General features: G+C 39.2%; 17 protein-coding genes. 4 read left to right on the top strand and 13 right to left on the bottom strand.

Annotated elements, in window-relative coordinates; genetic code table 11:
* The first annotated feature begins 50 nt into the window (after positions 1–50).
* The gene (locus FFM68_RS03520) at positions 51–587 is read left to right on the top strand and encodes a YbaK/EbsC family protein (protein WP_137618053.1); all 537 of its coding nucleotides are present in this window, start codon (positions 51–53) and stop codon (positions 585–587) included.
* Positions 588–628: 41 nt separating this feature from the next.
* Here FFM68_RS03520 and FFM68_RS03515 read toward each other — a convergent pair whose 3' ends face one another.
* Positions 629–1,579: a hypothetical protein gene (locus tag FFM68_RS03515; protein WP_137618052.1), complete on the bottom strand. Its 951-nt coding sequence runs from the start codon at positions 1,577–1,579 to the stop codon at positions 629–631.
* Between the two features lie 180 nt (positions 1,580–1,759).
* Between FFM68_RS03515 and FFM68_RS03510 the strand changes: the two genes are divergently transcribed.
* A complete protein-coding gene (locus FFM68_RS03510) occupies positions 1,760–4,324 on the top strand; it encodes a transglycosylase domain-containing protein (protein ID WP_137618051.1) in 2,565 nt (854 codons plus the stop codon).
* Positions 4,325–4,436: 112 nt separating this feature from the next.
* On the opposite strand, the gene FFM68_RS03505 is transcribed toward FFM68_RS03510, so the two are convergent.
* Positions 4,437–5,399 (bottom strand): GumC domain-containing protein, encoded by a 963-nt coding sequence (locus FFM68_RS03505; protein ID WP_137618050.1) that lies wholly within the window; start codon positions 5,397–5,399, stop codon positions 4,437–4,439.
* A gap of 388 nt (positions 5,400–5,787) precedes the next feature.
* Between FFM68_RS03505 and FFM68_RS03500 the strand changes: the two genes are divergently transcribed.
* Positions 5,788–7,188 carry an amino acid permease gene (locus FFM68_RS03500; protein ID WP_137618049.1) on the top strand — a complete coding sequence of 467 codons (1,401 nt, stop codon included), beginning with the start codon at positions 5,788–5,790 and terminating at the stop codon, positions 7,186–7,188.
* Between the two features lie 209 nt (positions 7,189–7,397).
* Here FFM68_RS03500 and FFM68_RS03495 read toward each other — a convergent pair whose 3' ends face one another.
* From FFM68_RS03495 to FFM68_RS03485, 3 genes are all read right to left on the bottom strand, one after another.
* Positions 7,398–8,516: an AI-2E family transporter gene (locus FFM68_RS03495; protein WP_137618048.1), complete on the bottom strand. Its 1,119-nt coding sequence runs from the start codon at positions 8,514–8,516 to the stop codon at positions 7,398–7,400.
* 309 nt (positions 8,517–8,825) lie between these two features.
* Positions 8,826–9,992 carry an aminotransferase class I/II-fold pyridoxal phosphate-dependent enzyme gene (locus FFM68_RS03490; protein ID WP_137618047.1) on the bottom strand — a complete coding sequence of 389 codons (1,167 nt, stop codon included), beginning with the start codon at positions 9,990–9,992 and terminating at the stop codon, positions 8,826–8,828.
* Complete coding sequence (locus FFM68_RS03485) at positions 9,989–10,483, bottom strand: Lrp/AsnC family transcriptional regulator (protein WP_137618046.1); 495 nt, start codon at positions 10,481–10,483, stop codon at positions 9,989–9,991. Before FFM68_RS03485 ends, FFM68_RS03490 begins: the two co-directional genes overlap by 4 nt.
* A 234-nt stretch (positions 10,484–10,717) precedes the next feature.
* Here FFM68_RS03485 and FFM68_RS03480 point away from each other — a divergent pair, with 234 nt between their 5' ends.
* Positions 10,718–11,047: a hypothetical protein gene (locus FFM68_RS03480; protein WP_137618045.1), complete on the top strand. Its 330-nt coding sequence runs from the start codon at positions 10,718–10,720 to the stop codon at positions 11,045–11,047.
* 93 nt (positions 11,048–11,140) lie between these two features.
* Here FFM68_RS03480 and FFM68_RS03475 read toward each other — a convergent pair whose 3' ends face one another.
* The 8 genes from FFM68_RS03475 to ppdK all read right to left on the bottom strand — a co-directional run bounded on the left by FFM68_RS03475 (position 11,141) and on the right by ppdK (position 23,395).
* Positions 11,141–11,689, bottom strand: coding sequence for a hypothetical protein (locus tag FFM68_RS03475; protein WP_174784496.1), 549 nt, complete (start codon positions 11,687–11,689; stop codon positions 11,141–11,143).
* Between the two features lie 103 nt (positions 11,690–11,792).
* A complete protein-coding gene (locus FFM68_RS03470; protein ID WP_137618044.1) occupies positions 11,793–12,737 on the bottom strand; it encodes a TMEM175 family protein in 945 nt (314 codons plus the stop codon).
* A gap of 54 nt (positions 12,738–12,791) precedes the next feature.
* Entirely contained in the window at positions 12,792–13,700 is a 909-nt protein-coding gene (locus FFM68_RS03465) for a DMT family transporter (RefSeq protein ID WP_137618144.1), read from the bottom strand.
* Between the two features lie 117 nt (positions 13,701–13,817).
* Positions 13,818–16,208, bottom strand: coding sequence for a Xaa-Pro dipeptidyl-peptidase (locus tag FFM68_RS03460; RefSeq protein WP_137618043.1), 2,391 nt, complete (start codon positions 16,206–16,208; stop codon positions 13,818–13,820).
* 164 nt (positions 16,209–16,372) lie between these two features.
* The gene (locus FFM68_RS03455) at positions 16,373–16,738 is read right to left on the bottom strand and encodes a PqqD family peptide modification chaperone (protein ID WP_137618042.1); all 366 of its coding nucleotides are present in this window, start codon (positions 16,736–16,738) and stop codon (positions 16,373–16,375) included.
* Positions 16,731–18,650 carry an OPT/YSL family transporter gene (locus FFM68_RS03450; protein ID WP_137618041.1) on the bottom strand — a complete coding sequence of 640 codons (1,920 nt, stop codon included), beginning with the start codon at positions 18,648–18,650 and terminating at the stop codon, positions 16,731–16,733. The genes FFM68_RS03455 and FFM68_RS03450 overlap by 8 nt, the downstream gene beginning before the upstream one ends.
* Positions 18,651–18,734: 84 nt before the next feature.
* Entirely contained in the window at positions 18,735–20,153 is a 1,419-nt protein-coding gene (gene pepV / locus FFM68_RS03445) for a dipeptidase PepV (RefSeq protein WP_137618040.1), read from the bottom strand.
* Positions 20,154–20,779: 626 nt separating this feature from the next.
* Positions 20,780–23,395 (bottom strand): pyruvate, phosphate dikinase, encoded by a 2,616-nt coding sequence (gene ppdK, locus FFM68_RS03440; protein ID WP_137618039.1) that lies wholly within the window; start codon positions 23,393–23,395, stop codon positions 20,780–20,782.
* Positions 23,396–23,533: the final 138 nt, after the last annotated feature.

Here is a 23,533-nt window from a genome sequence, read left to right as displayed (position 1 = left end):
ATTCAAAAACAAGTATTGTATTATTAATCACAAGTAAAAAGGAGGCCGCTATGGTTTACGTAAGCGACATACAGACTACCCCACCGACTGAGTTTGGCTCGGAATTGGAAAAGATGACCTACGAAACATTAACAACGTTAGAGATTCCCTTTTATCAAGTAGCAACCGGTGAAGCGGTAACAATGGAAGATTGTCTTGATATTGATGCTCGCTTAGGAATCGAAGTTGTAAAAACGATTTTTTTATGTAATCAGAAAAAAACGAAGTTCTATCTTTATATCACACCGGCAAACTTTAAATTTGTTACAAAAGAATTCGGTAAAAAACTAGCGATCCCCCGTGTCTCCTTTGCTTCTATTGACTTGCTCAATGAACGCTTAGGTGTCATTCCCGGCGCAGCGACCATTTTTAGTTTGTTAAAGGACCCCAATCATGAAATTCAGTTAGTTTTCGACCAATCCGTTGCCAAACGGGAATGGTATGGCTGCAGTTCTGGCTCCGTTACAAATTATATGAAACTAAAGACTGCAGATTTATTTGAAAAATTTTTACCGGAAACAGGTCATGAGGCTCTCATTATCGATTAAAAAAAGTGTTAGAAGCACATGCTCCTAACACTTTTTTGTACTCATCGACGGTTGATCGATACGATTTTTTGCTGCAAGCGATCGTAAACGACTAGAAACTCTGCTACTTTTTTTTCAGAAGTCGGTACTCGGAAGTAATAATCTGATTGCCCGTCTGTCGGGGTATTCGTGTGGTAAAATCCGGATAAATACGCATGGGTAAGATCGCCGCGAGTCGCGTCGAACAATGCAAAAAATCCACTTGGATCCGTTACTGCGATACTCTTTTCTAACGCTTTAAATTCGGTTTGATCACTATCCATACCGTCTTTTTTCATTTCACGATAGAGCTGGATGTCCGTCCCGCGACGAACCAACTCTGACCAGGCAGTCTCAAAATCAGCTGACTTATCTAGATAAGTATCATCATTAGTAATAACTGATGCAGCCTCTCCGCCTTCTTCAGCAGTCAACGCTGTCAACTCTTGGTCATTGAATCGCAGACTCACCGTGTAGTCATGGCGTGCTCCGCTAGTATCTGTAAAACTCCAGATTTGACGTTGGATCATCATCGGCTGATCGTCGACTAACCGTTGACCAAAACCGATCAGGCTCACAGTGACAAACCCGCTCTCCTCCGAACTCACCATAGGATAGATTTTCCGATAAAGCTTAAAGCTATTTTTTTCATCTTTAGCTGCCCCATAGATTTCTTCGATTGTATCTGCCATTGCCTGCGAACTTGAAAAGCTGGCGTTGTCTTTAAATGCCTGATTTAAAGCCGCCACTTTTTCTGTTTGCTGCTTTAATAATTCTTGATCGTTGATCTCTCTAAGTGCTACTATTTTTAGTTTTGGCAATTCTTCTTTTTTCTCTGTTTTATCCTCACTGGCGAAGACACTGAAGGGAATCGTAAACTGCGGAAAATTCCCACTCAATATGATCCCAAAAGAGCCCACGAATAGCGCAGCTAGAACGCCCCAAAAAACCAACCATTTTTTTGACGTGTTCATAAGTCACCTCATTTCATCCTTATTGTGGCGACTAATGCAGCAAGCGTCAAGTATTTCTAGCAATTCTCTTTTTATTTTTATAGATAATCTAAATTTTTCCTTGGAAAAATATGAATATGATAGTCATTCTAATCATTTTCCATTACACTAGAAGAAATGATTTTATAAGGACAGGCGGATATGGCGAAGAGACAAGAACGACATCAGAAAAAATTAGATAATAAAACAAAGAAGCAGAAAAAAAAAGCATCCCGTAAAAAGCTAGCGAAATCAACTAAAATCTCGCTGAGTATTCTTGCAGTGATGATTTTACTGATCATTACTGGAACTATTTTTTTCTTCCAAAAATATGGAAAAGAAGTAACAGCTGCCATCGATGCCGGAGAAGAACATGCGGCAAAAATTCAAGAGAGCGACTTCAAACAGCACCACCCTACAACGATTCTAGATAAAAATGGTCAAACGATCAAAGAGCTCAAGACTCAAGAACGTGATTATCTAACTTATAAAAAAATGGATCCGTTAGTTTCGCAAGCTCTGATCTCGATCGAAGACAAACGTTTTTATGAACACCACGGCGTAGATACACAAGGTTTATTGACCATCGCATTGAATGCCGCTACCGGGAAAGGCGTTCGTGGGGCATCAACAATTACTCAACAGCTGGTCAAAAATATTTATTTGACCCCTGAAGTCTCAATCTCGCGTAAAGTGGAAGAAATGGTCATGGCGCAAGCGTTAGAAAAACGCTTCACGAAACATCAAATTTTAGAATATTATTTAAACAATGTTTATTTTGGTCACGGTGCTTATGGAATTAATGCTGCGGCAAAAGTTTACTTTGGTCAATCGATTAATGATACAAGTCTGCTAGAAAAAGCGACATTGATTGGCGTTACTAATAATCCTGGAATTTTTGACCCAACGACTAATAAGCAAAATGCTTTGAAACGTGCCAAACTGATCTTAAAAGAAATGAACGCACAAGGCTACATTACGAATAAACAATATGAAAAAGCTGTAGCAGATGACTTCACGGCGAAGATCCACAGTAATGCGCTAAATAATCAACTAGACAGCAATGAGGTCGCTCTAGCCGTTGATTCTGCTGCCAAAGTCTTAATGGGACAGCAAGACTTCCGCTTCCAATACCAGTTTGATTCAAAAGAAGAAGAAGAACGTTACAATAAAGAATACAAAGTTGCATATAACAAAGTTTATCAACGAATCATCTCCGGCGGCTATCAAATCAGCACAAATATTGATACTGCGCTGCATGATCAATTACAAAGCATCCTCAGCAACACTATGAATGCTTGGCAAGATCGCGGCGAAAATAGCCTATATACAAAACAGGCGGCGATGACTGTGATTGATAATCAAACGGGCAATGTCGTGGCAAGTATCGGCGGTCGTGGTGAAGAAGGCAATAATTATAACCGAGCTTTTCTTTCCTATCGTCAACCTGGGTCTGCGATCAAACCACTCGTTTCTTACGCTCCAGCATATGAACGCGGTTTGTTAGAAACAACAACTGTCTCAGATGATCGCCCAAATAGTACCTACCCTAATAATGTTTACAATGCTTCAAAAGGAAATCTGACGTTACGCAACGCGTTAGCAATCTCTTCTAATGTCGTGGCTTATAAATTAGCCGAAGAAAATCGCACGGAACTGAAAGAACCGATCTACCAGCCGCTTGCGCAAATGCAATTTACTGGTCTTGATGTCGGAGACGATAACCCGATCATTGCTGTCGGCGGGATGACTTATGGGGCTACTACGCAAGAAATGGCTAGCGGCATCGCAACGCTCGTAAATCAAGGAAATTATCGAGCACCGCTGAATATCAACACGATCAAACGCAAAGATACCGGTCAAGAAATATTTACGCAAGACGATCTTACACAGCAAAAAATCTATAGTGATGATGCCGCGTATTTAACAATCGATACGATGAAAGCTGTGCATCAAAATGCAGACGGCACAGCGGCTAGTTTAAACTTAGCACATAATCAGTATTGGGCGGTTAAAACGGGTACGACTGATGAAGCCAAGGATCTATGGACCGTGGGTGCTACTCCTTATTACACTGTGGCTGTCTGGGCGGGGGATGATACACCGCAACCGCAAGACAACGCAAGTGTCGGACAGGCAACAAAGGAGATTTTTAAACAAACAATGGATCTTCTGAACAACGGAAAGGAAGATGTCGATTTCCAAATGCCTGCTTCTGTACAAAAAGTTGATAACCAATTAGTCACTCGTTCCAGCCAAACGAAACAAGTCTTAGAAACTCGGAAAAATGCCTTGCAAGCAGCAACTGCCAATATTGATACATTAGCAAAACAAAAAGCCAATGAATTAACCGCAGCAAAATTGAATACACCCATGGTCGAAGAAGCCTCGACTTTTAGTAATCAATTGATCTCTGAACGAATCGATACACTCAGTCAGCTTGAGATCATCGTGACTGATACACAAGACAATTGGCAGATTTTTGATCAATATGCTCAACAAGTCTTCACCTTGATCCAACAAGTTGAACCTTCAGGCGGATCACTTTCTGATCAATATACCAATGTCTATCGGAACAAAGAAGTTGAGTATGCCCACGAAAAAGCAGAACGTAATTCGGAACTAAACACCATAAAAAGCCAAATCAGTGAGGCGAAAACTCAAAGCAAAGACCTTGATAAACAAATCAGCGAGTTGAAGAAACAACTAGACGAGGCAAGAGATTAAAAAAAATTTTTATTTTATTATAGAAGCGATCAGAATACCTATACAAAAAAAGGATGTGACAAAAAATTTGTCACATCCTTTTGCTATTGCTCTAAAGCAATTTCATTTTAAACTATTCTTCTTCTACTGAATCTGAAGACTCTGCGTCAGAAGATGAGCTGGATTCAGAATCTGACTCACGAGAACGCGACTCCTTTTCTGAATCTTTACGTGAAGATTCATCTTTTTTACTGTCCTCGATTGACTCGAGAAGATCTTTATATGAATCATAGGTCGCTTGTTTTTTAGCTAAGTCTTTTTTTAACGCCGTAAGCTCTTTGTTGCGCTCGGCCAACACTTTTGCCTGCCGCTCTTGATAACTCTTTCTAGCAGTTTCCATCGAGGCATCGCTTTTCTGAATCTGAGTTGCAAAACTAGCATTTTCATTGGCTAATTGATTTTTGACTGGTGCTAATTGATCTAAAAGTTGTTGTTTGAATTTACCGTCGGGCAAAACAGCTAATGTTTTGACCCCTGTTAAATAGTCCGATAAGGTCAGCTCGCTTCCTTTATTGACCAAATTTTTCACATCGTTTTCTGCAGCCGTAAAATCTTTCGCTTGAGTTTCCGCGATACCTAACAGCATAGTAATATCTTGACCCCACTCTTTGTCTTTGGCGGAACTTTCGTTTGCTTGGTTCTTTAATGTTTGGATCTGATTTTCATTTGGTGTTTTCAATACTGGGTGCGCAGATAAATCCATTCCATTTAAGACATCACTTTCAAATAGTTCATTCAAATCAGTTTGAAGCTCAAAATTTTTCTTTGCCTGAGCGATCTCATCTAAAGTTCGACGCTCTCCTCGCTGATTTTTTACTTCAGACGTCAGATCATCAAAAGCCTCTGCCGAGATATCCGCTTTAAAGTAACCCAACGTTTGATCTTCATAAAGATCAGCCAGACGATCATTCAAGACCTTCTTGTTCTCTTTTTCTGACTGAAGCATTTTTTCTTGATAAATATGGTAGCTAGCAAAACTAATTGCGCCAAATACAACCAGTCCTAATAGCACCCAACCGATTGTTTTCTTTTTCAAACCGGCTCCCCCTTTTTCTTATTGTGTAATCAATTGTTTCAAAGAGAAAAAATTTCTTTTCCCATCACTAGGCAAAAGATACAAGCAATATTTATTTCATAATTCAATCCGACACTGCTTAATGCAGTACTATTTTTTTTACAATTTGAATCGGCTCAGCTCATAGTAAATGAATGAGTTGATAATCTTACACAAGTTTTCAATATTATAGCATTTTAACCATTATCAGACACAAGTTATAGTGAAATCTTCGGCAAATCTTTTTATTCTTTTGTTATTTTAAAATTTTCAGAACTTTTTAATCATTTTATTATTTTAACTATTTTTTTTTAACCTGCAAGTCGATTTCTGATAAACTTCTTTTATTCTTAAAAAAGGACTGATTTTATTGGAAAGTCATGAAGAATTGGATAGAGGATTGAAAAATCGCCACGTTCAATTAATCTCAATCGGAGGAGCAATCGGCACTGGACTATTTCTTGGTTCTGGAAAAACCATTCAATTAACTGGTCCATCGATCCTTCTATCTTATACAATCACAGGTTGCATTATTTTCTTGATTATGCGCGCTTTAGGCGAATTGATGCTATCTAACTTGAATTACCACTCTTTTCTTGATTTTATCGCTGATTACTTAGGAAAAAAAGCGGCCTTTGTAACCGGCTGGACTTATTGGTTTTGCTGGATCGCTATTGCGATGGCCGATCTGACGGCGACTGGAATGTACGTCAGCTACTGGCTGCCCAATATTCCCCAGTGGTTGCCAGAAGTTATTGCGTTAGTCATACTGCTGGGATTGAATCTGGTAGCCGTTGGACTCTTTGGTGAATTGGAATTTTGGTTTGCCTTGATCAAAGTAGTTGCTATTATTGCTTTAATCGTCGCTGGCGCATTTATGCTCTTCACCGGTTTCAAAACAAGTGCCGGTACCGTTAATATCAATAATTTATGGCAGCATGGCGGCTTCTTTCCAAAAGGTGCCGGCGGTTTTGTACTTTCTTTCCAAATGGCGACTTTTGCTTTTTGTGGTGTGGAATTAGTCGGACTGATTGGCGGAGAAACTTCTGATCCTAAAACAGTTTTGCCAAAAGCGATCGATACTATCCCATTGCGGATCATTTTATTCTATCTAGGATCATTGTTTGTGATCATGTCGATCTATCCTTGGTCAAGTTTATCAGCAGATCAAAGCCCCTTCGTCCAAGTTTTTTCAGAGATTGGGATCGCAGCAGCGGCTTCAATCGTCAATTTAGTCGTTTTAAGTTCTGCTATGTCTGCTTGCAACAGCGCGATCTACAGTACCAGTCGCATGGTTCGTTCATTGGCTCAAGAAGGCAGTGCTCCTAAACCATTCACTAAGTTAACTAAAAATCGCGTGCCCGGCAATGCATTGATCTTTTCAACGTTGATCATCTTTATTGCCGTACTCCTGAATTTCTTCGTACCTAGTCGGATTTTTACGTTGATCAGTTCAATTGCGACCATCTGTTTTATTTTTATTTGGGGAATGATCGTCTTTACGCATCTGCGTTATCGTAAGACGAATCCAGCTTTAGCAGCAAAGAGTACCTTTAGATTACCGCTCTTCCCTTATACGAATTATTTAGTCTTTGTCTTTTTAGCTTTTGTATTGTTCGTTTTAGCACTAGCTAGCGATACGCGGGAAGCATTGATTTTCTCCCCTATTTGGTTTATCGCCCTTTTAGGAATCTACCATTTTAAATTTGAAAGAAATAAACCGATATCTAGTAAAATTTTACGCGATTCTGACGATAAGGATAAAAATTAGTTATTTTTTATGATCCTGATTTATGAAAAAATTTCACAATAATTCAACGAGCTAGTGACCATAACGGACAGCTTCAAGAAAGCAGAAGGAATTTTCAAAAACTGTTGCTTTAATTTTTTTGGAATCTCAGTTTATTTTCGAAAGAATTGCTGCTTGCCGTTTAATGAAAAAAAGAGTGTGACAATTGTCACACTCTTTTTACTTTCCCTTTAACTTTTGCCATTTTCTTTAAACAACTGACTTTCTCGGCGAAGTTGATAAATTTTATGCATATTGATGATCAATGTCTTGATTACCGCATAAACCGGGATACAGATCAACATGCCCAGGATCCCCGCAACACTGCCTGCACCAATCAAAACCAAAATAATGGTCAAAGGATGAATATTCAATGATTTGCCAAAAAGTAGTGGTTTGATTAAATTGCCGTCTAATTGCTGAATGACCAAGATCGATAATCCCATATATACTGCTTGTGCAGGAGAAACAAATAAGCCGACAATGATTGCGGGCACTGCTCCAATAAAAGGCCCTACATAAGGAATGATATTTGTGACTCCGCAAAAAATAGCCAGTAACAAACTATACGGCTGTTTAAAAATAGTCATTGCAATAAAACTTAACACGCCAATGATAAAAGCGTCTAAAACGGTACTGCTGATATAAGTTGAAAGTGTTTCATTTAATTCACGAACCGTTTGCCGCAGTTCTTTACGAATCGACAAAGGAAAAAAATGAGAGACTGCATCTAAAAATTTATGCCCATCTTTGAACATAAAAATTAAAATAAACGGTACTGTAAACAATAGCACAAAAAATTTCATCGCAAAACTAACAATCAGTGATAAGCTGGAAGTTATACTGACGATGCCCATTTGAATCAAGTTGTTGATAGTCAAATTTGCAGAAGCCAGTTGGTCCTCCAAATTAAAGTTTTTAAACTCTGATCGGCTGCCTAGTTCATTTAACCACTGTCCAGTCTCTTCAGCATAGACTGGTAAATTTTGTGTCAGTTGAACCGTTTGCTCGATCATCTTTGGAACAGCATTCATCGTGATCAAAACAATCACGACAGCGATAACGATGAAGGCTAAGAGAAAGCCAAAGACGCGCGGAATTCCCGCCCGTTCTTCTAAGAAAACAACGATTGGATCAAACATGTAATAGAGAAACCCAGCAATCAACAGTGGCAGTAAAATAGCAGAAATCATTCCTATCACTGGTTTAAAGACATCGGGCATTTGTAAAATAAAATAAATACCGATGATCGCCAAGACCATCTCGACTGTCCAAAAGAGTAATTTTGACTGTTTGAAACGTGAAAGCATAAAAACCTCCCTCATTAACTTTTTGATTTCTAAGGTACAATTTCATCTTATCATTTATCATGAAACGTAAGAATGCTTTTAGCAAATATATAGACGAAGTTTTATCTAACTCACAGATTATTTCTGTATAAGTAGATCAAACAAACTGACACTTTCTCTATTTATAGCTGGGCTTTTACTAGTGTTCAAAACACTCCTCGTATTACGCTGTCAGTTATAAAAAAGCGGTCATGACAAGAATCTTGTCACAACCGTTTTTTCTATTTTCTTGAAGTTATTTACTTCTATCATAGTTTCAAAAAGGTTTATTTACTGCTTCAAACGCAATACAAAACGTTCTAGCCGTTGGATTGCCTCTTTTAATTCGTAAATTGAATAAGCATATGAAAGACGTAAAAACCCTTCCCCGCTTTTTCCAAAAGCTGAACCAGGAATTACAGCCAGCTTTTCTTCTTCTAATAATCGTAGTGCAAACTCTTCGCTAGTTAAGCCAAATTGGCTGATCTGTGGAAAGAGGTAGAATGCTCCTTTGGCTTTGTAGCAAGGCAATCCCATTTTTTCTAACGCATGATGCAAATAATTCCGACGTTCTTCATAGGATAAGCGCATTGGTTCTACCGTTTCTTGCCAATTATTTTTCAAACCAGCTAAAGCAGCGTATTGACTTGCCGTTGGCGCTGCCATAATCGTGTATTGATGAAGTTTCAATAGCTGTTCCATAAATATTTCAGGCCCAGCCACAAAACCTAACCGCCAGCCCGTCATAGCAAATCCTTTTGAAAAACCATTAATGACGATCGTTCGTTCCCGCATTCCCGGCAGTTCCGCAATACTGGTGAACGGTTCATCATACATTAGTTCCGCGTAGATTTCATCGGTAATGACCAATAGATCGTGTTTCTTCACGACATCCGCGATTTTAATCAAAGCTTCTCGATCCATCGTACCACCAGTTGGATTGTTCGGATACGATAAGATCAAAATTTTACTTTTTTCCGTCAGTACACTTTCAAGTTCTTCCGGTGTCAATCTAAATTGATTTTCTGCCTTCAGATCGATCGTCACCGGTGTTCCGCCAGCCATTTGTGTAATCGGTTCATAACAGACAAAACTTGGTTGCGGAATGATCACTTCATCGCCGGCCTCCACAAAAATCCGTAATGCCATATCGATAGCCTCGCTGCCGCCCACTGTCACGATTACTTCATTCCTTGGATCGTATTTGATTTTATTGCGAAACAATAAATAATCGCTGATCTTTTCACGTAATTCAAGTAGTCCCGCATTAGCAGTATAAAATGTTCGCCCTTCTTGAAGCGAACGGACCCCTTCTTGAACCATGTGAGAAGGCGTATCGAAGTCTGGCTCACCGACTCCTAAAGAAATCGCATCCGGCTGTTCAGAAACAATGTCAAAAAACTTACGAATACCGGATGGTTGCAGATCTGTAATTCTTTTCGTTAAAAAATCTCTCATAGGCTCACCTGGATTCTAGGATCGGAGTCCGTTTGATCCAAATCGATCCCCCACTCTTTGTATTTTTCTAATAAAAAATGAGTCTGTGTTCCTGAAACATCAGGAATTGATGCTAAATTAGTCGAAATAAATTTCGAGATCTCTTTAAAATTACGTCCTTGCAACAGTAAAATAAAATCAAACCCACCACTGACAAAAAAGAACGATTTAACTTCAGGAAATTTACGAACTCGTTCAGCGATTTCGCGATTCCCTTCTTCTCCTCTAGGAATGGTTTGAACCTCAACAAGCGCCTCAATCCAATCATCTTCCACTTTGTCCCAATCGATCAAAGCGCGATACCCACAAATAATTTTTTCTTGCTCCAATCGTTTGATTTCTGCAGCAACAACGAGTTCATCCTCGCCCAACATTACAGCATATTCTTCAGTACTCAAACGGCAGTCCGCTTCAATCAATGTTAACAATTGCTTGCGTTTTTTTTGTTCCATCTAATGTCTCCTTTAATTTAGCAATTTATCAGGTAATTTTAATCTTTTATCATTATTCCGAAAAAAAACCAAATTGTCAAATTATTTTGAAAATTCATTGTTTGTTGACAAAAAGAGTCCTGTTTTTCTAGCTATCCAAAATTTTTATTTTTTTTATAACACAAATACTTTGTTTCATAGTACAATAATCATGATGAGTAATAAGAAAAATGCATAGCGACAGGAGGATTGTGAGTGGAACAAGTAATCGAACTATTTATTGAAAAACAGCGTCAGCGTTTAGCAGACGGCAAGATCCGGCAAGAGGAATACGAAGCATTTTTAGATGGAATCAATGATGCCCTCTCTTTTTTAGGGATGCATTATGTGAATGGTTCAGAAACAGTAGAAAAGGATGACCGTAAACCCGTCACTTTTAATGAAATCGAAGAGAAATATAAAAAATTTCATGAGGTGGCCATGTACAAAAACAGTTTCTTACGGGTATCTGATATTATCAAACATTCTGGTCAAATGACAGATAGCTTAAAAAAGATCACCGCAACTATTAAAGAAGAGCTTTAACTAGCAAACGTGCACTCCTTAAGTTGGACAAATCTAACTTAAGGAGTGCACGTTATTTTTCATGGTACAAGCTGCCTACTGCTAGCACAAAGCTTATCCTTTCATCAATAACTCATTGTAAAAGGCTTGCCCGATTTCTTTCAGCTCACTCTTATTAAAAGATTTTGCGATCCAAGTCGGTAGCGGTACTTCCACTGTCCCGTAAATCTCAATCATTACTTGAATGAAATGTTGCGCATTCAACTGATCAATCGCTTTTCTTAAGCGACGAGACGGTTCAAGCAGCTGACTTTCTATTTGCCGAGTACGATAAATCCGGTAAATATTCCGCCCTTCTTCTGCCGCTAGTGAAAACAGCGGCTGCTCGTCTGCAATCGTTTGAAGACTTTCTTGTTTATAACGATCATACCGCTGTTGCCACTCTAACAACTCACCATAAACTACCTCGATTTTTTGCTTGCGTACAGTCGCCAACGCACTATAAAAATCTATCGGCAATTTTTCTACGCGCCGATCGCGTTTGATCCATGTTGCTAAAGTGGATTGTGGAATCCCAGCAAGTTTGCCAAATTGTTCAACAGTGATACCTAGATCACGCCGAATATACATTTTTATTGGATGTTCGATCATCGTTAGTGCCATTTACTTCACCTAGCTCTCTTGCGATATTTATAGTTCATTATACAAAAGAAGTCAAAAAATACCAAGCCAAAGACGTTTGGCTTGGTATTTGGTGAGTGATCCGCTATTTCCTGAAATTCCGTTGCTTCAACCGCTGTTTTCTCAGTCCCTTTTCCTGACCTCTGTTTTGTTCGGTTAATGCCTTTTGCATCATTAGTTTCTCTTTTTGTTTTTCTAAACGAGTGATTTCACTTTCCATCCGCCGCTTTTCATTTCCATTTAGTGATGGAAGATGCTCTTTTCGTTCATTGATTTCTTTATCGATATGGTCTTCCCAAACAGCCATGACTTGCTTCCAACGATCAGGATCCTGTTCACTGCCCTCTTTCATTGAATCTCGCAGCAATGTTGAATAGCGCCGCATCGAATTGCCCCAGACTTGATTTCGGTCTTGAAAATAATCTGCTTGTTGTTGGCTATCCAATGACGCGAGTAGATTATCTTCCTCACGATCCACGATATTTTGTAAAAAAGCCATAATAGGTAAGACCAAATAAATAATCAATACCGGTTTTATGAAAAAAAGGCCAAAAATTAGAATGATTACTCGAAGAACTACCGACAAAGCGTCTTGCTTATTCAGCTCAGCGATTCGGTGTTTCCGCTGATGATCCTCTTTCAATGCTTGTTTTGTTAAGGCCGTAATCAACCGACGCATCACAGCTGTCACGATAAGCGTCAACACCCCATAGATCAAAAGTGTTTGTTTGGTCGTATCTTCGATCAGCAACCGTGTTGCAGAAGGAACCAATGACAAAAAGAATAATAATAGTAAATAAATGACTAGTTCTTTATTTTTTACTTGCTCTATTTTATTAAAGGCATATCCCGTCTGAAACCACAAATTTGCCACAAAACAAAAACTAATAAAATAAATCCCGATAGCTCTCAATAATGAGACAATATCTACGATCCCATTTGCTGCCGTTTGAATCGGCAACTCCAAAACAATAATGGTCAAAATAATTGCGATGATTGCATCCCCAAAGACGACAACTCGTTCTTTCATACACACAACTCCTATTGATAATTCTAGTTTTATCCCCACAAATATCGTCAACTTTCAATCTGTCAACTCATCTTCTGGCACGATTTTTTTATCCGACAAGCGTGTCAATAAAATAACTGAAATAATTACCCCAACAAACCCCAGCAACTGGATTTTTGTAAACTGACTATTAAAAAGTAGTACACTCAATAGCGTCGCCAAGATCGGTTCAGTTACGGTCAACACACCCGCTAACGAGGCTTCAATAAACCGCAGACTGGACAATTGAAATAAAAAAGGCAACGCTGTCCCAAATATAATAATGCTGCTGACTAAACTAAGTGAATAACTATCCATTTGAAAGTCTGGCCGCCAGATTGGATGAATCAATTGAAAGGTTAGTCCAGCAATCAGCATACCTAAACCAGCGATACGTGTTTCACCATATTTCACTAATAATTTTCGCGGCTGGATTGTATAAAAAGCTAGTGTGATCGCCGATGCAATCCCCATCACAAAACCTGCCGCTGAAATATTCAACGTTTCAACCTCTCCTTTTGTCACGATCAAAAAAACACTGATAAAAGTCACAATCAATAAAGCAGTTTCTCTAAGGTTGATCCGCTTTTCTTTATGTAAAACTAAAAAAATAAAAATAAAGATCGGTCCTGTAAACTGCAAAATCGTTGCGATCGCCGCACCGCTATATTGAATCGCTTTAAAATATGTGTACTGTACTCCTAACATTCCAATCAAAGAGAACAATACTAGACTCAACAAATCTTTTGATGAAAAATTTTTTCGTGGAACACTTCGCTGAAAAAAACTAATTCCTGTCAGCAAACCTCCAGCTGCTAGAAGACGTGTACTAGCCAGCCATTCAGGCGAAACTAAATACTCTTTGAACAAAATTTGACACATAATTCCTGACACTGCCCACAGAGCCCCCGCTGAACAAGCAAATATGACTCCCTTGATTTTCATACTCAACACCTTTTTCATTTTTTCTTAGTATAGCATTCCTTTTGAAAAAAACTAGCCGCCTGAAAAGCACAAAAAATCTCAAAACTGGATAATGACCCAATTTTGAGATAATTTACTCTATTCACCGATTGGCAAGATCAATTGTGATGCTGCCAAGTCGATTGTATACATGATATCTTGATTGCCGCGGACAGTCATTCCAAAATCAGTTCCATAAACGGCTAACCCAATTTGACGGCCTGCCGGCAAGTGATACATCGTCGGATGCAAACTGAGTTCGATTTCTACAAACTCATTTGCTTTCAAGTCATCGACTTTCCAAGCATTTTCACGATTTTGTAAATTGATGTGCCCGCGAGTGATCAGTTTACATTCATCTTCTGTACCGAGTTTAAATTCTACTAAATTGTCTTCTCGCCAATTTCTGCCTAGCGGTAACCCATGCGGCACTAAAACATCCGGAACTGGTTTCAAGCGTTTAGCAGGACCAAAGTCGATCAATTCAAAACTCAACATTCCTAAATCGCTACTTGAAGCGACTTTTATTTTCACTTTAGGGCGACCATTTAAGAAAATCGCTTGATCCAAACCTTTAGTTTTGGCTAAATAGCGATGATTCTCCATTGGCCCTACCGTTTTCAATTCTTTTTCCCATAGAGCAACATTTTTGGTGTAGCTTTCGTATTGTTCTTTTGGCAGTCGATCATTAAATGTGACTGAACCAGTTGCATTAGTTTCTGATAATGCTTTTTCAGCCAAATAATAAACTTTTTCACTAACTGGTGCCCAATCGTCTAAAGTCGCCCACGTTTCAGGTGCTGTATTTTTTTGATACACGATGTCTGGCAAAAGTTCCTTGGCGTTGTTTTCTACACCATATAATTTATGACTCAGCCATAAGTTCATCATATCTTGGAAATCCAGTGAAGGCATATTATTGATATAGATATGCTGTCCTTGGTGTAAAATCAATTTTTTCGCAACAGGCACCTCTTTTAATGCATCCCATAGATCTGCCACTTGTCGCGGTTTTACATTCCAGTCATTGAGCCCATGAACCATCACAACATCACACTTGATATCTTTGATAAACGGCAAATAGTTCCGTTCATCCCAAAATGTGTTATAATTCCCCATTTTCCGATCTTGCAGTTCAGCCATTTCTTTTAAGTAGTCCAAGAAAAAGTTCTTGCTATGCAAGTAATCGCCAGCATTACGCATTTTACTGAAAGTTTCGATTGCTAAAACATCAGCGTCTTCTCCAGGAAATCCTCCCGGTGCGATGACTAACCCATTATCACGGTAGTACTGATACCAATTAGAAATCGCCGCTTCAGAGATAATCGTTTCTAATCCTTCAACTTGACGAGTCGCACAAGCCGTTGCCAGCGTCCCAAGATATGATTTACCGGTCATCGCTACTTTTTTGTTACTCCACCATGCTTTGATCTCAATATTGTCCGTTCGATTTGTAAAGGCGCGACGATTACCGGCCAGCCATTCAATGTAAGCTGCCATCGCCGTTGTCTGCTCGACAGAACCACAAGTTTGGATCCCATCAGAATCTCGAGTACCGATCCCCGCGCCATATACAATAGCAAATCCCCGTGCTAAGAAAAAGTCGTTCAAGCTGTGATTATTTTCGCGACTGAATGTCTCTGTCGCGTGTGTTGCTTGGCCACTTACTTCTCGTTCTGCTGGTAATTCTATCGGTTCTGGTTTGTATTGGATTTCGGCATACGTCGTTTCAGTCGGCTCCTTGCGTTCCAACGGCACATTGACATCATAAGTCAATTCTTCACCGGCGGATCCATTGACTCCTTGGCTGTACGGACTTGCAGTAAATAAAGTCGCTACTTGCAGGCCTGCTTCTGTTTCAGCTGGACGCAAAATTTCTAGTTTTAAAAGATCCCGTTTTCCATCTTTATCCGTATCCAATGGCGCTTCCACATACACGACCTCACGAATCAAGCGCGTGGTATCAAAAACTGCTTGTGCCTTCCCATTGAAAAAGAATGGTTTACTGACTGGATTGTTCTCATAATAGCCTTCTGAAGCAAGTTTATCTAAGTAGTTCAGGCCATTTTTAGTATGACTTGTCAATAATAGATACCATGCTTCAATGACGGTCTCCTCACTAGCAAACTCTCCAGCAAAAAGCGGAACACCAATTTTCTCAGCTTCAGCAAGCACTTCTTTCGGCTCAAAATCAATCGCCGGTTCAAACTCTAATAATTGCATGCCCACTGTATAAAAGATTTCTTTAGTCAAGGAATCTCCTGATCGATAGAATGTCGCTAAGTCCGTTTCTTCATCTGCTAAAAAGTTGCCGAGTTTATTTATAAAACTACTGTCATCATGGACGTTCAAAAAACTTTTTCGCAAAAATCTAAACCATAATTTCGTCGCATCTTGAGGAGAATCACTCGCTAAAAAACCAGCTGCCAGCAATTCTTTTTTTGCTTCGTCAAATGAAACACGTTTTAAACCAAATTGATTGATCTTCATTTACTTCGCTCCTTTATTCTTACTTTTTTCTGATGATAAAATAATTATAACAAAGACTGCCGCCAAGTTCGGTTAAAGTTTAATGAAAACGATTACTTTTACTAGACGGGCTGTTTTGTTATGAGAAATAAAAAATCCTCCAAGCAAAGACTTGGAGGATTTTTTTAAACTAATTCGATATATTTTTCATTCTTTTCTAAATGATTCAAATAAATCAATAGTCGATCATACAATTGATTGTTGGCCTCTTCAATGGCAGAACCAAGGTTTTCGCCAATTTCTCTAACTGTTTTTTGCCCATCGACTTGTTGCAGAATGAAACTGCCGTATTTGTCGAGTTCCATCTCAGAAGTTTCCGGAATCTTGTAATGGATCTTACGTAAGACTCGTTGTATCCAAGCATTTTGTTCCGTAATGACAAAGACGATGCCATCGCGTACTTCATAATGCAGGTCTTCTTTTTGCCGATAAACTCGGTCCAATAATACTTCTGTTTCAGGACTTACAGCATTCGACTGTTCACTAGTCATTGTGTTTCACTTTCTTCACACTTAACAATGGAACAATGATCGCAACAACTAAGATTGCCAATAGTAAGAATGCCGCACCGTTAGATCCTAAGAAACCAGTTGGTGATCCTGGAGTTACGATACCAGTAATTTGTAAAATGATTCCGATCAAACCGATGATTGAACCACCAGCAATCAGACCAGATGACAAGCTGACACCTAAAGTGATCCGTTCTTCAGCAACTTCTTCTGTTTCTTTTTTGTTCATAACATCGATTAATTTACGAATCAATGCACCAACTAAAATGATTGAAGTTGTTGAAATTGGTAAGTAGAAACCAATCGCAAATGTCATGATTGGAACTTTCATGAAGTGTAAGACGATTCCCATTACAACCCCAGCAATAACCATGTGCCAAGGAAGTGAACCAGACATGATTCCTGAAGTCAATGTTGCCATCAAGTTTGCTTGTGGCAATCCAAATGGAGGGTTAGAACCAGTGATTGCTAATTGTGGTGCTAAGATGACCATCATACCAGTAACGATAACCACACCTACAATGTTTGAAATCAAGAAGTAACGACGACCTTCTGAGAAGTTTCCGCCCATTACGAAAGTAACTTTTTGTGATTGAGAATAACCACCTGCAACAGAAATTGCTAATACGATAAATGTACCAAACAATAATAATTGTTGCGTATTTTCAGTTGTTGTCCAGCCCATCATAACAAAAACTAATGTTAAGATAACCATTGAAGCGATTGTCATACCAGATACTGGCAAGTTTGATGTACCGATCGTACCAGTCAAACGACCTGCAACGATAACAAATAAGAAACTTAAGATGATTGACAATATTCCGCCAATTAATGCCATTGCAACGCTTCCTGTAATAACAAAGCCCATGATGATACCAACAACTGCACCAATGATCAACGGCAACATACCGCCGCCATCTTGTTCAACACCGTCTTTGCGACCTTTTAAGGTTGCAGAAATTGATGAGATGATGGTTGGGATCAATTTGATCGCACCGATCAATCCACCAGAAATCATCATACCCGCACCGATGTATTTAACATATGAACCAGAAATAACTGCAAAATCAGAAGCACTTAATAATTGAGAAGCATTGTCCCAGATATGTGCACTGCTGTCTGCCATTCCCATGAAGTAGCCTAGTAATGGTGCGATTGCGAAGTTTGCTAAGATTGAACCAGCAAACATCAAGACAGATACATCCATCCCTACGATAAAACCAATACCTGCTAACAATGGGTTAACTTCTGTTTCAAATTTCCATTTGTAGAAGCTTTCATTCACGTAGCTGATCACATTGTTCATTACACCGAAAACCGATCCTGTCAAGGCAGTTAAAACCCCACCGATACCAAAGCCGATACCCATGTATTTAAGTGAGTCGCCACCTGTATCAGAAGCGACTAATGTTTCAGAAATAGCCATTGCTTCTGGATAAACCAATTTGCCGTGTTCGCTGACTAACATATAATCTTGAACAAGTGAAAATACACCTACACCTAGTAAAACAGCGCCGATACCAAGACCAACACCTTGGATGAAGTTTACTTTACCGCCGACTAAAATAACCGCTGGCAATACGAAAATCATCCCTGAGGCTACAGATTCCCCACCACTTGACATTAATTGTAATAAGTTCTTCCCTAAAATAGTTTTAGGTTTTACAAACAGAGCAACGAGCCCTGATCCAATAATTGCGCCTGGAATACCTGCAGCTACAGTCAAACCGGCTTTCATACCTGAATAAGCAGTTGATGCAGCAAATAGTGCTGCCAAGAAAATACCTAAAATCAAAATGATTGTTGAACCAGATTTTTTAGGTTTTTCTGCAACGTACGGGACATAGTCCTTGCCGTTGATTCCGCCAAAAGCGTCTTTTGAGAGTTTTTTCATTATTGAGATTCCTTCCTTACTATCTTTTCCCCAATGAGATGAGGAATCCCGTAAAGACAGGATTCCGTATCCTCTCATTACCGACTATTTAACTAAGCGATAAATTGCGTCAGCATAAATAGCTGTTGCTTTGAACAAGCTATCAATAGGCATAAATTCATTTGGTTGATGCATTACATTTTCTTCTCCTGGGAACATTGCGCCGTATGCGACACCACGTTCTAGGATACGGCCATAAGTTCCGCCGCCGATTGATTCTTCATGACCATCAAGTCCAGTATGTTCTTCATAAACATCCAATAATGTCTTCACTAATGGATCACTTGCTGGAACATAGTGCGGCGTCTTCACGTCACCGATGATTTCGATTGAAACGTCCGCAGCTTTAAGAACTTCTTTCATGTTAGCTAAAATATCATCTTTAGTGATACCTTCTGGATGACGAACATTCAATGTTACTTTTTTAACGCCTTCTTGGCTGTAATCAAATAAGTTTGCTGAAGAAGTTGTTTCACCCATTACATCATGTTTTGTGTAAGCATTTAATTTCTTACCATTGTAATCTAGGTGCATAAATTCAGAAACTGTTTGAACGTAGTGTGCACCGTTGCCGTCTAAGTTGTAATCCACTAAGAATGTTGCTAAGAATGTTGCAGAGTTTACACCAAATTTTGGTTCTTGCGCATGAGCAGCTTTACCAATCACAGTTAACGTAATTTCACCATTGTTTTCAGTAAATTCACCTTTTACACCTGATTTTTCGATGAATGCTGCAAAAGCCGTCTTCATGTCAGCAACTTTAGCTTCATCATTCACTTTAAGAACAGCAGTTGCATCTCCTGGCACCATGTTTGTCCGCAAACCTGATTTGAAGCTTACAAGATCAAAGTCGCCAGCTTTTGCATCAGCTTTAGGCGCAAAAGTTACTTCATAAGATAAGATACCTTTTTCACCGTTGATGATTGGAAATTGTGCATCTGGAGAAAAACCAACTTTCGGCATTTCTTCAACTTCCATGTAGCGATGGATCCCAACCCATTCGCTTTCTTCATCTGTTCCGAAGATAAAGCGAATTTTTTTAGAGATTGGTAATTCTAGGTCTTTGATGATTCGCATTGCATAGTAGGCAGCGATCGAAGGTCCTTTATCGTCGGCTGAGCCGCGAGCATATAATTTGCCGTCTTTGATGACTGGTTCAAAAGGATCAGTATCCCAATTGTCATCGACAGGAACTACGTCAACGTGACCTAACAGTCCAAACATTTCTTCGCCGTCTCCGTATTCGATATGGCCGGCTACGTTTTCGATGTTTTTTGTAACGAAACCATCGCGGTCACCGAATTCTAATACTTTGCGTAAAGCGGCAGCTGGTCCAGGTCCTAGCGGTTCTTCTTTCGTTCCATGTTCCACATCGCGAATACTATTGATTTTGATAAGTTCACCTAAATCTTTTAGTAAATCATCTTTGCGTGCTTCTACTTCTTTTTGCCAATCAATTGTCATTGTTTAATCCCTGCTTTCTTTTTTTGTAACAAGTTCGAAAACTTGTTAGATTCATTAGAAAGATCATGTCCAAATATCGTTTTCAAATTTTGACAGCTTAGAATAACTATTTTCAAAAGATAAATCCTTGGTCCTTTTTAAGAATGTACTACGTTAAAACAATCAACGGAAAAGACCGCTTATGAACACTTAAATGTTATTCTATGATTCCTAATTCCGCAGTTTGTTTCACCTCCCAAGTTGACATTATACCGTAATCTTATTCATAAGTCATTGTGGGAAAACTATCATTTAGAAGAAATAAACTGATTTTCATTAAAAATAATATTTTTTCCTAAATATTTTTTGTTATTCAAGCTGTAAAAAATAAAACTGTTCTATTATGACATGACATATTCAAACCCTATATGAAGTATAACGAAGGTTGTATTCGTTTACAAATTATATTTCGTTCATTTAATCGTATTTTTTCTCATTTTTTTGTTATCTTTAGCTAATTTATTCTTTCCTTTTTTTGTTTATGAATAACAAAAGAAAGATAGCCTGATAAAAGACTATCTCTTTTTTAAATCATATTATTCTTTAATCAAAAATTCATATTATCGTTTTTTTATTCTGATTTTATCCTAAACTTTCAACGCCATTTGTGCCAACGTCATCTTCGCTTGCGGAATCCTAAATGGTGAACAAGAAATATAATCGATCGCTAAATTGTTTAAAAAGGCAATTGATTTCGGATGGGCAGCCGCTTCCCCACACACACCGATTTTCAAGTTAGGATTGACTTGTCTGCCGCGTTCAATTGCTAGTTTCATCAATGCTCCGACTCCGGCTTCATCTAACACTTGAAACGGATCGTCTGCAAAAATACCGTTTTCCATGTATTGATTAATGATCCGCGGCGAATCATCACGTGACAACCCTAATGCCATTTGGGTCAAGTCGTTTGTTCCAAAACTGAAGAAATCTGCATATTCAGCAATCTCGTCAGCAACAAAGCAAGCTCTTGGGATCTCGATCATTGTACCAATCTGATATTCCAACACTTGTTTTTGCTCCTCAAGACTTTTTTGAATCGCTTCTTCAATCGCTGAACGAACTCGAGCAAATTCTTTTGCATCGATGGTAAATGGGATCATAATCTCAGGCTGGATCTTAAGACCTGTTGCTTGCATCACTTCGCAAGCAGCCTCAATAATCGCTTCAGCCTGCATTTGATAAATTTCTGGATAGGCTACTCCTAAACGTAATCCACGGAAGCCTAACATTGGATTGACTTCAGCCAGGTTATCTGTTTTCCGTTTCACTTCATTAAATGTTTTCCCTAAGTCTTTGGCAACTTCACGGCATTCATCCGCACCCTTTGGTAAAAATTCATGCAACGGTGGATCAAGCAGCCGGATCGTCGTCGCTTTACCGTTCGCAGCTTCGTACATAAACTTAAAGTCTTGTTTTTGTACTTTTTTCAAATCTTCCAAAACTTCTAAGCGTTCTGCTAAGCTATCTGCTAAAATCAATTGACGAAATTGTAGCAAGCGGCTCTTTTCAAAAAACATATGCTCTGTCCGTGCCAATCCGATACCGACAGCACCTAAAGCCATTCCTGTTTTGATATCTTTAGGCGTCTCGGCATTCGCGCGTACCTTGATTGCCGCATGCCGTTCCCAAATGGTATGCAGTTCATCTAATGCCACCATATTGCTCAATTCTTCCATCGGAATTTCGCCAAAATAAATTTTCCCGCTCGATCCATTGACCGATAAAATCGTTCCTTCTTCGATGACATTGTCGCCAACTATTGCTCGATTTTCTGCAACTACAGTTAATTGTTCACACCCAACGACCGAACAGATCCCCATTCCGCGAGCCACGACTGCCGCGTGAGAAGTCATCCCGCCGCGACTAGTGATCACTGCTTCACTGACAGCGATTCCTTCAATATCTTCTGGCGATGTTTCTTCACGGACTAATACGACTTTCTCTCCGCGCGCTTTTGCCGCAGTAGCTGCTTCGGCAGTGAAATATGCCGCTCCTGTTGCAGCACCTGGGCTAGCTGCTAATCCGGATAAGAAGGATTCGCGTTTTTTCAAGGCGTCTTCGTCAAAGTTTGGATGCAAGGCCGCTTCTAAATCTTTTGCTTCGATTCGGTTGACTAATTCTTTTTCATCAATGATTCCTTCTTTATAAAAGTCTAGCAAAATCGTTAAAGCTGCTTTTGATGTTCGTTTGCCGTTTCTAGTTTGCAAGATAAATAATTTTTCCCGTTCGATCGTAAACTCGACATCTTGCATATCGTGATAGTGTTTTTCCAAGTTTTCGCAAATACTTTTTAGTTGTTGAAATTGTTCTGGCAATTCATCGGCTAATACTTGAATAGGTTTTGGTGTGCGCACACCGGCAACGACATCTTCACCTTGCGCATTGATCAAGTATTCTCCAAACAAACCAGGATCACCTAGAGAAGGATTGCGTGAGAAGACTACACCCGTTCCTGAACTCTCACCAAAGTTTCCAAATACCATTTCTTGAACATTCACAGCTGTTCCTAGATTGTCGCTGATGTCATGTAGTCGACGATAGGTCTTTGCACGCTGATTGTTCCAGCTGCCAAAGACCGCTTCGATTGCCAAATACAATTGTTCAATTGGATCTTGCGGAAATTCTCGCTGTAATTTTTCACGATAGATCTCTTTGTACTCGCTTACAATTTGTTTCCAATGGTCTGCTGTTAATTCTGTATCAAAGGTCAGCCCGTTTGCTTTCTTTAGCGCAGTGATCCGATTTTCAAAATCACTAGTATCCATCCCCATCACAACATTGCCAAACATTTGCAACAAACGGCGATAACAATCATACGCAAAGCGTTCGTTTTGACTGTTCGCAGCTAATGCGGCAACGGTTTGATCATTCAGACCTAAATTCAAAACAGTATCCATCATTCCCGGCATTGAAAATTTTGAGCCGCTGCGGACTGAGACCAACAACGGGTTCTCCAAATCATCAAATTTCTTACCTGTTTGTCCAGCCAATTTTTCAACTGCTGCCATAACTTGATCTTTTATTTCATCGATCAATTGATTTCCATTATTTAAATAATATAAGCAGGCTTCTGTTGTTACCGTAAAACCTGTCGGCACCGGTAGACCCAATTTTGTCATCTCTGCTAGGTTAGCGCCCTTTCCGCCTAATAAACCTTTTTGCTCCTTTGAACCTTCTGAAAATAAATAAACCCAACGATTCATGAAATTCTCCTCTTAAAAAGTTTTATTTGATCTATCAACAGTTTAATACGCGGATTATATAAAGTCAATAAGATGTTTATATATTTTTATTACGCACATATATGTGCGCGATGACTTAACCTTTAAAATTGCCTTGTT

It is taken from the genome of Enterococcus xiangfangensis (assembly GCF_005405365.1).
GTDB classification, from domain to species: domain Bacteria; phylum Bacillota; class Bacilli; order Lactobacillales; family Enterococcaceae; genus Enterococcus_A; species Enterococcus_A xiangfangensis.
This window is presented reverse-complemented; position numbering and strand designations above follow the sequence as displayed.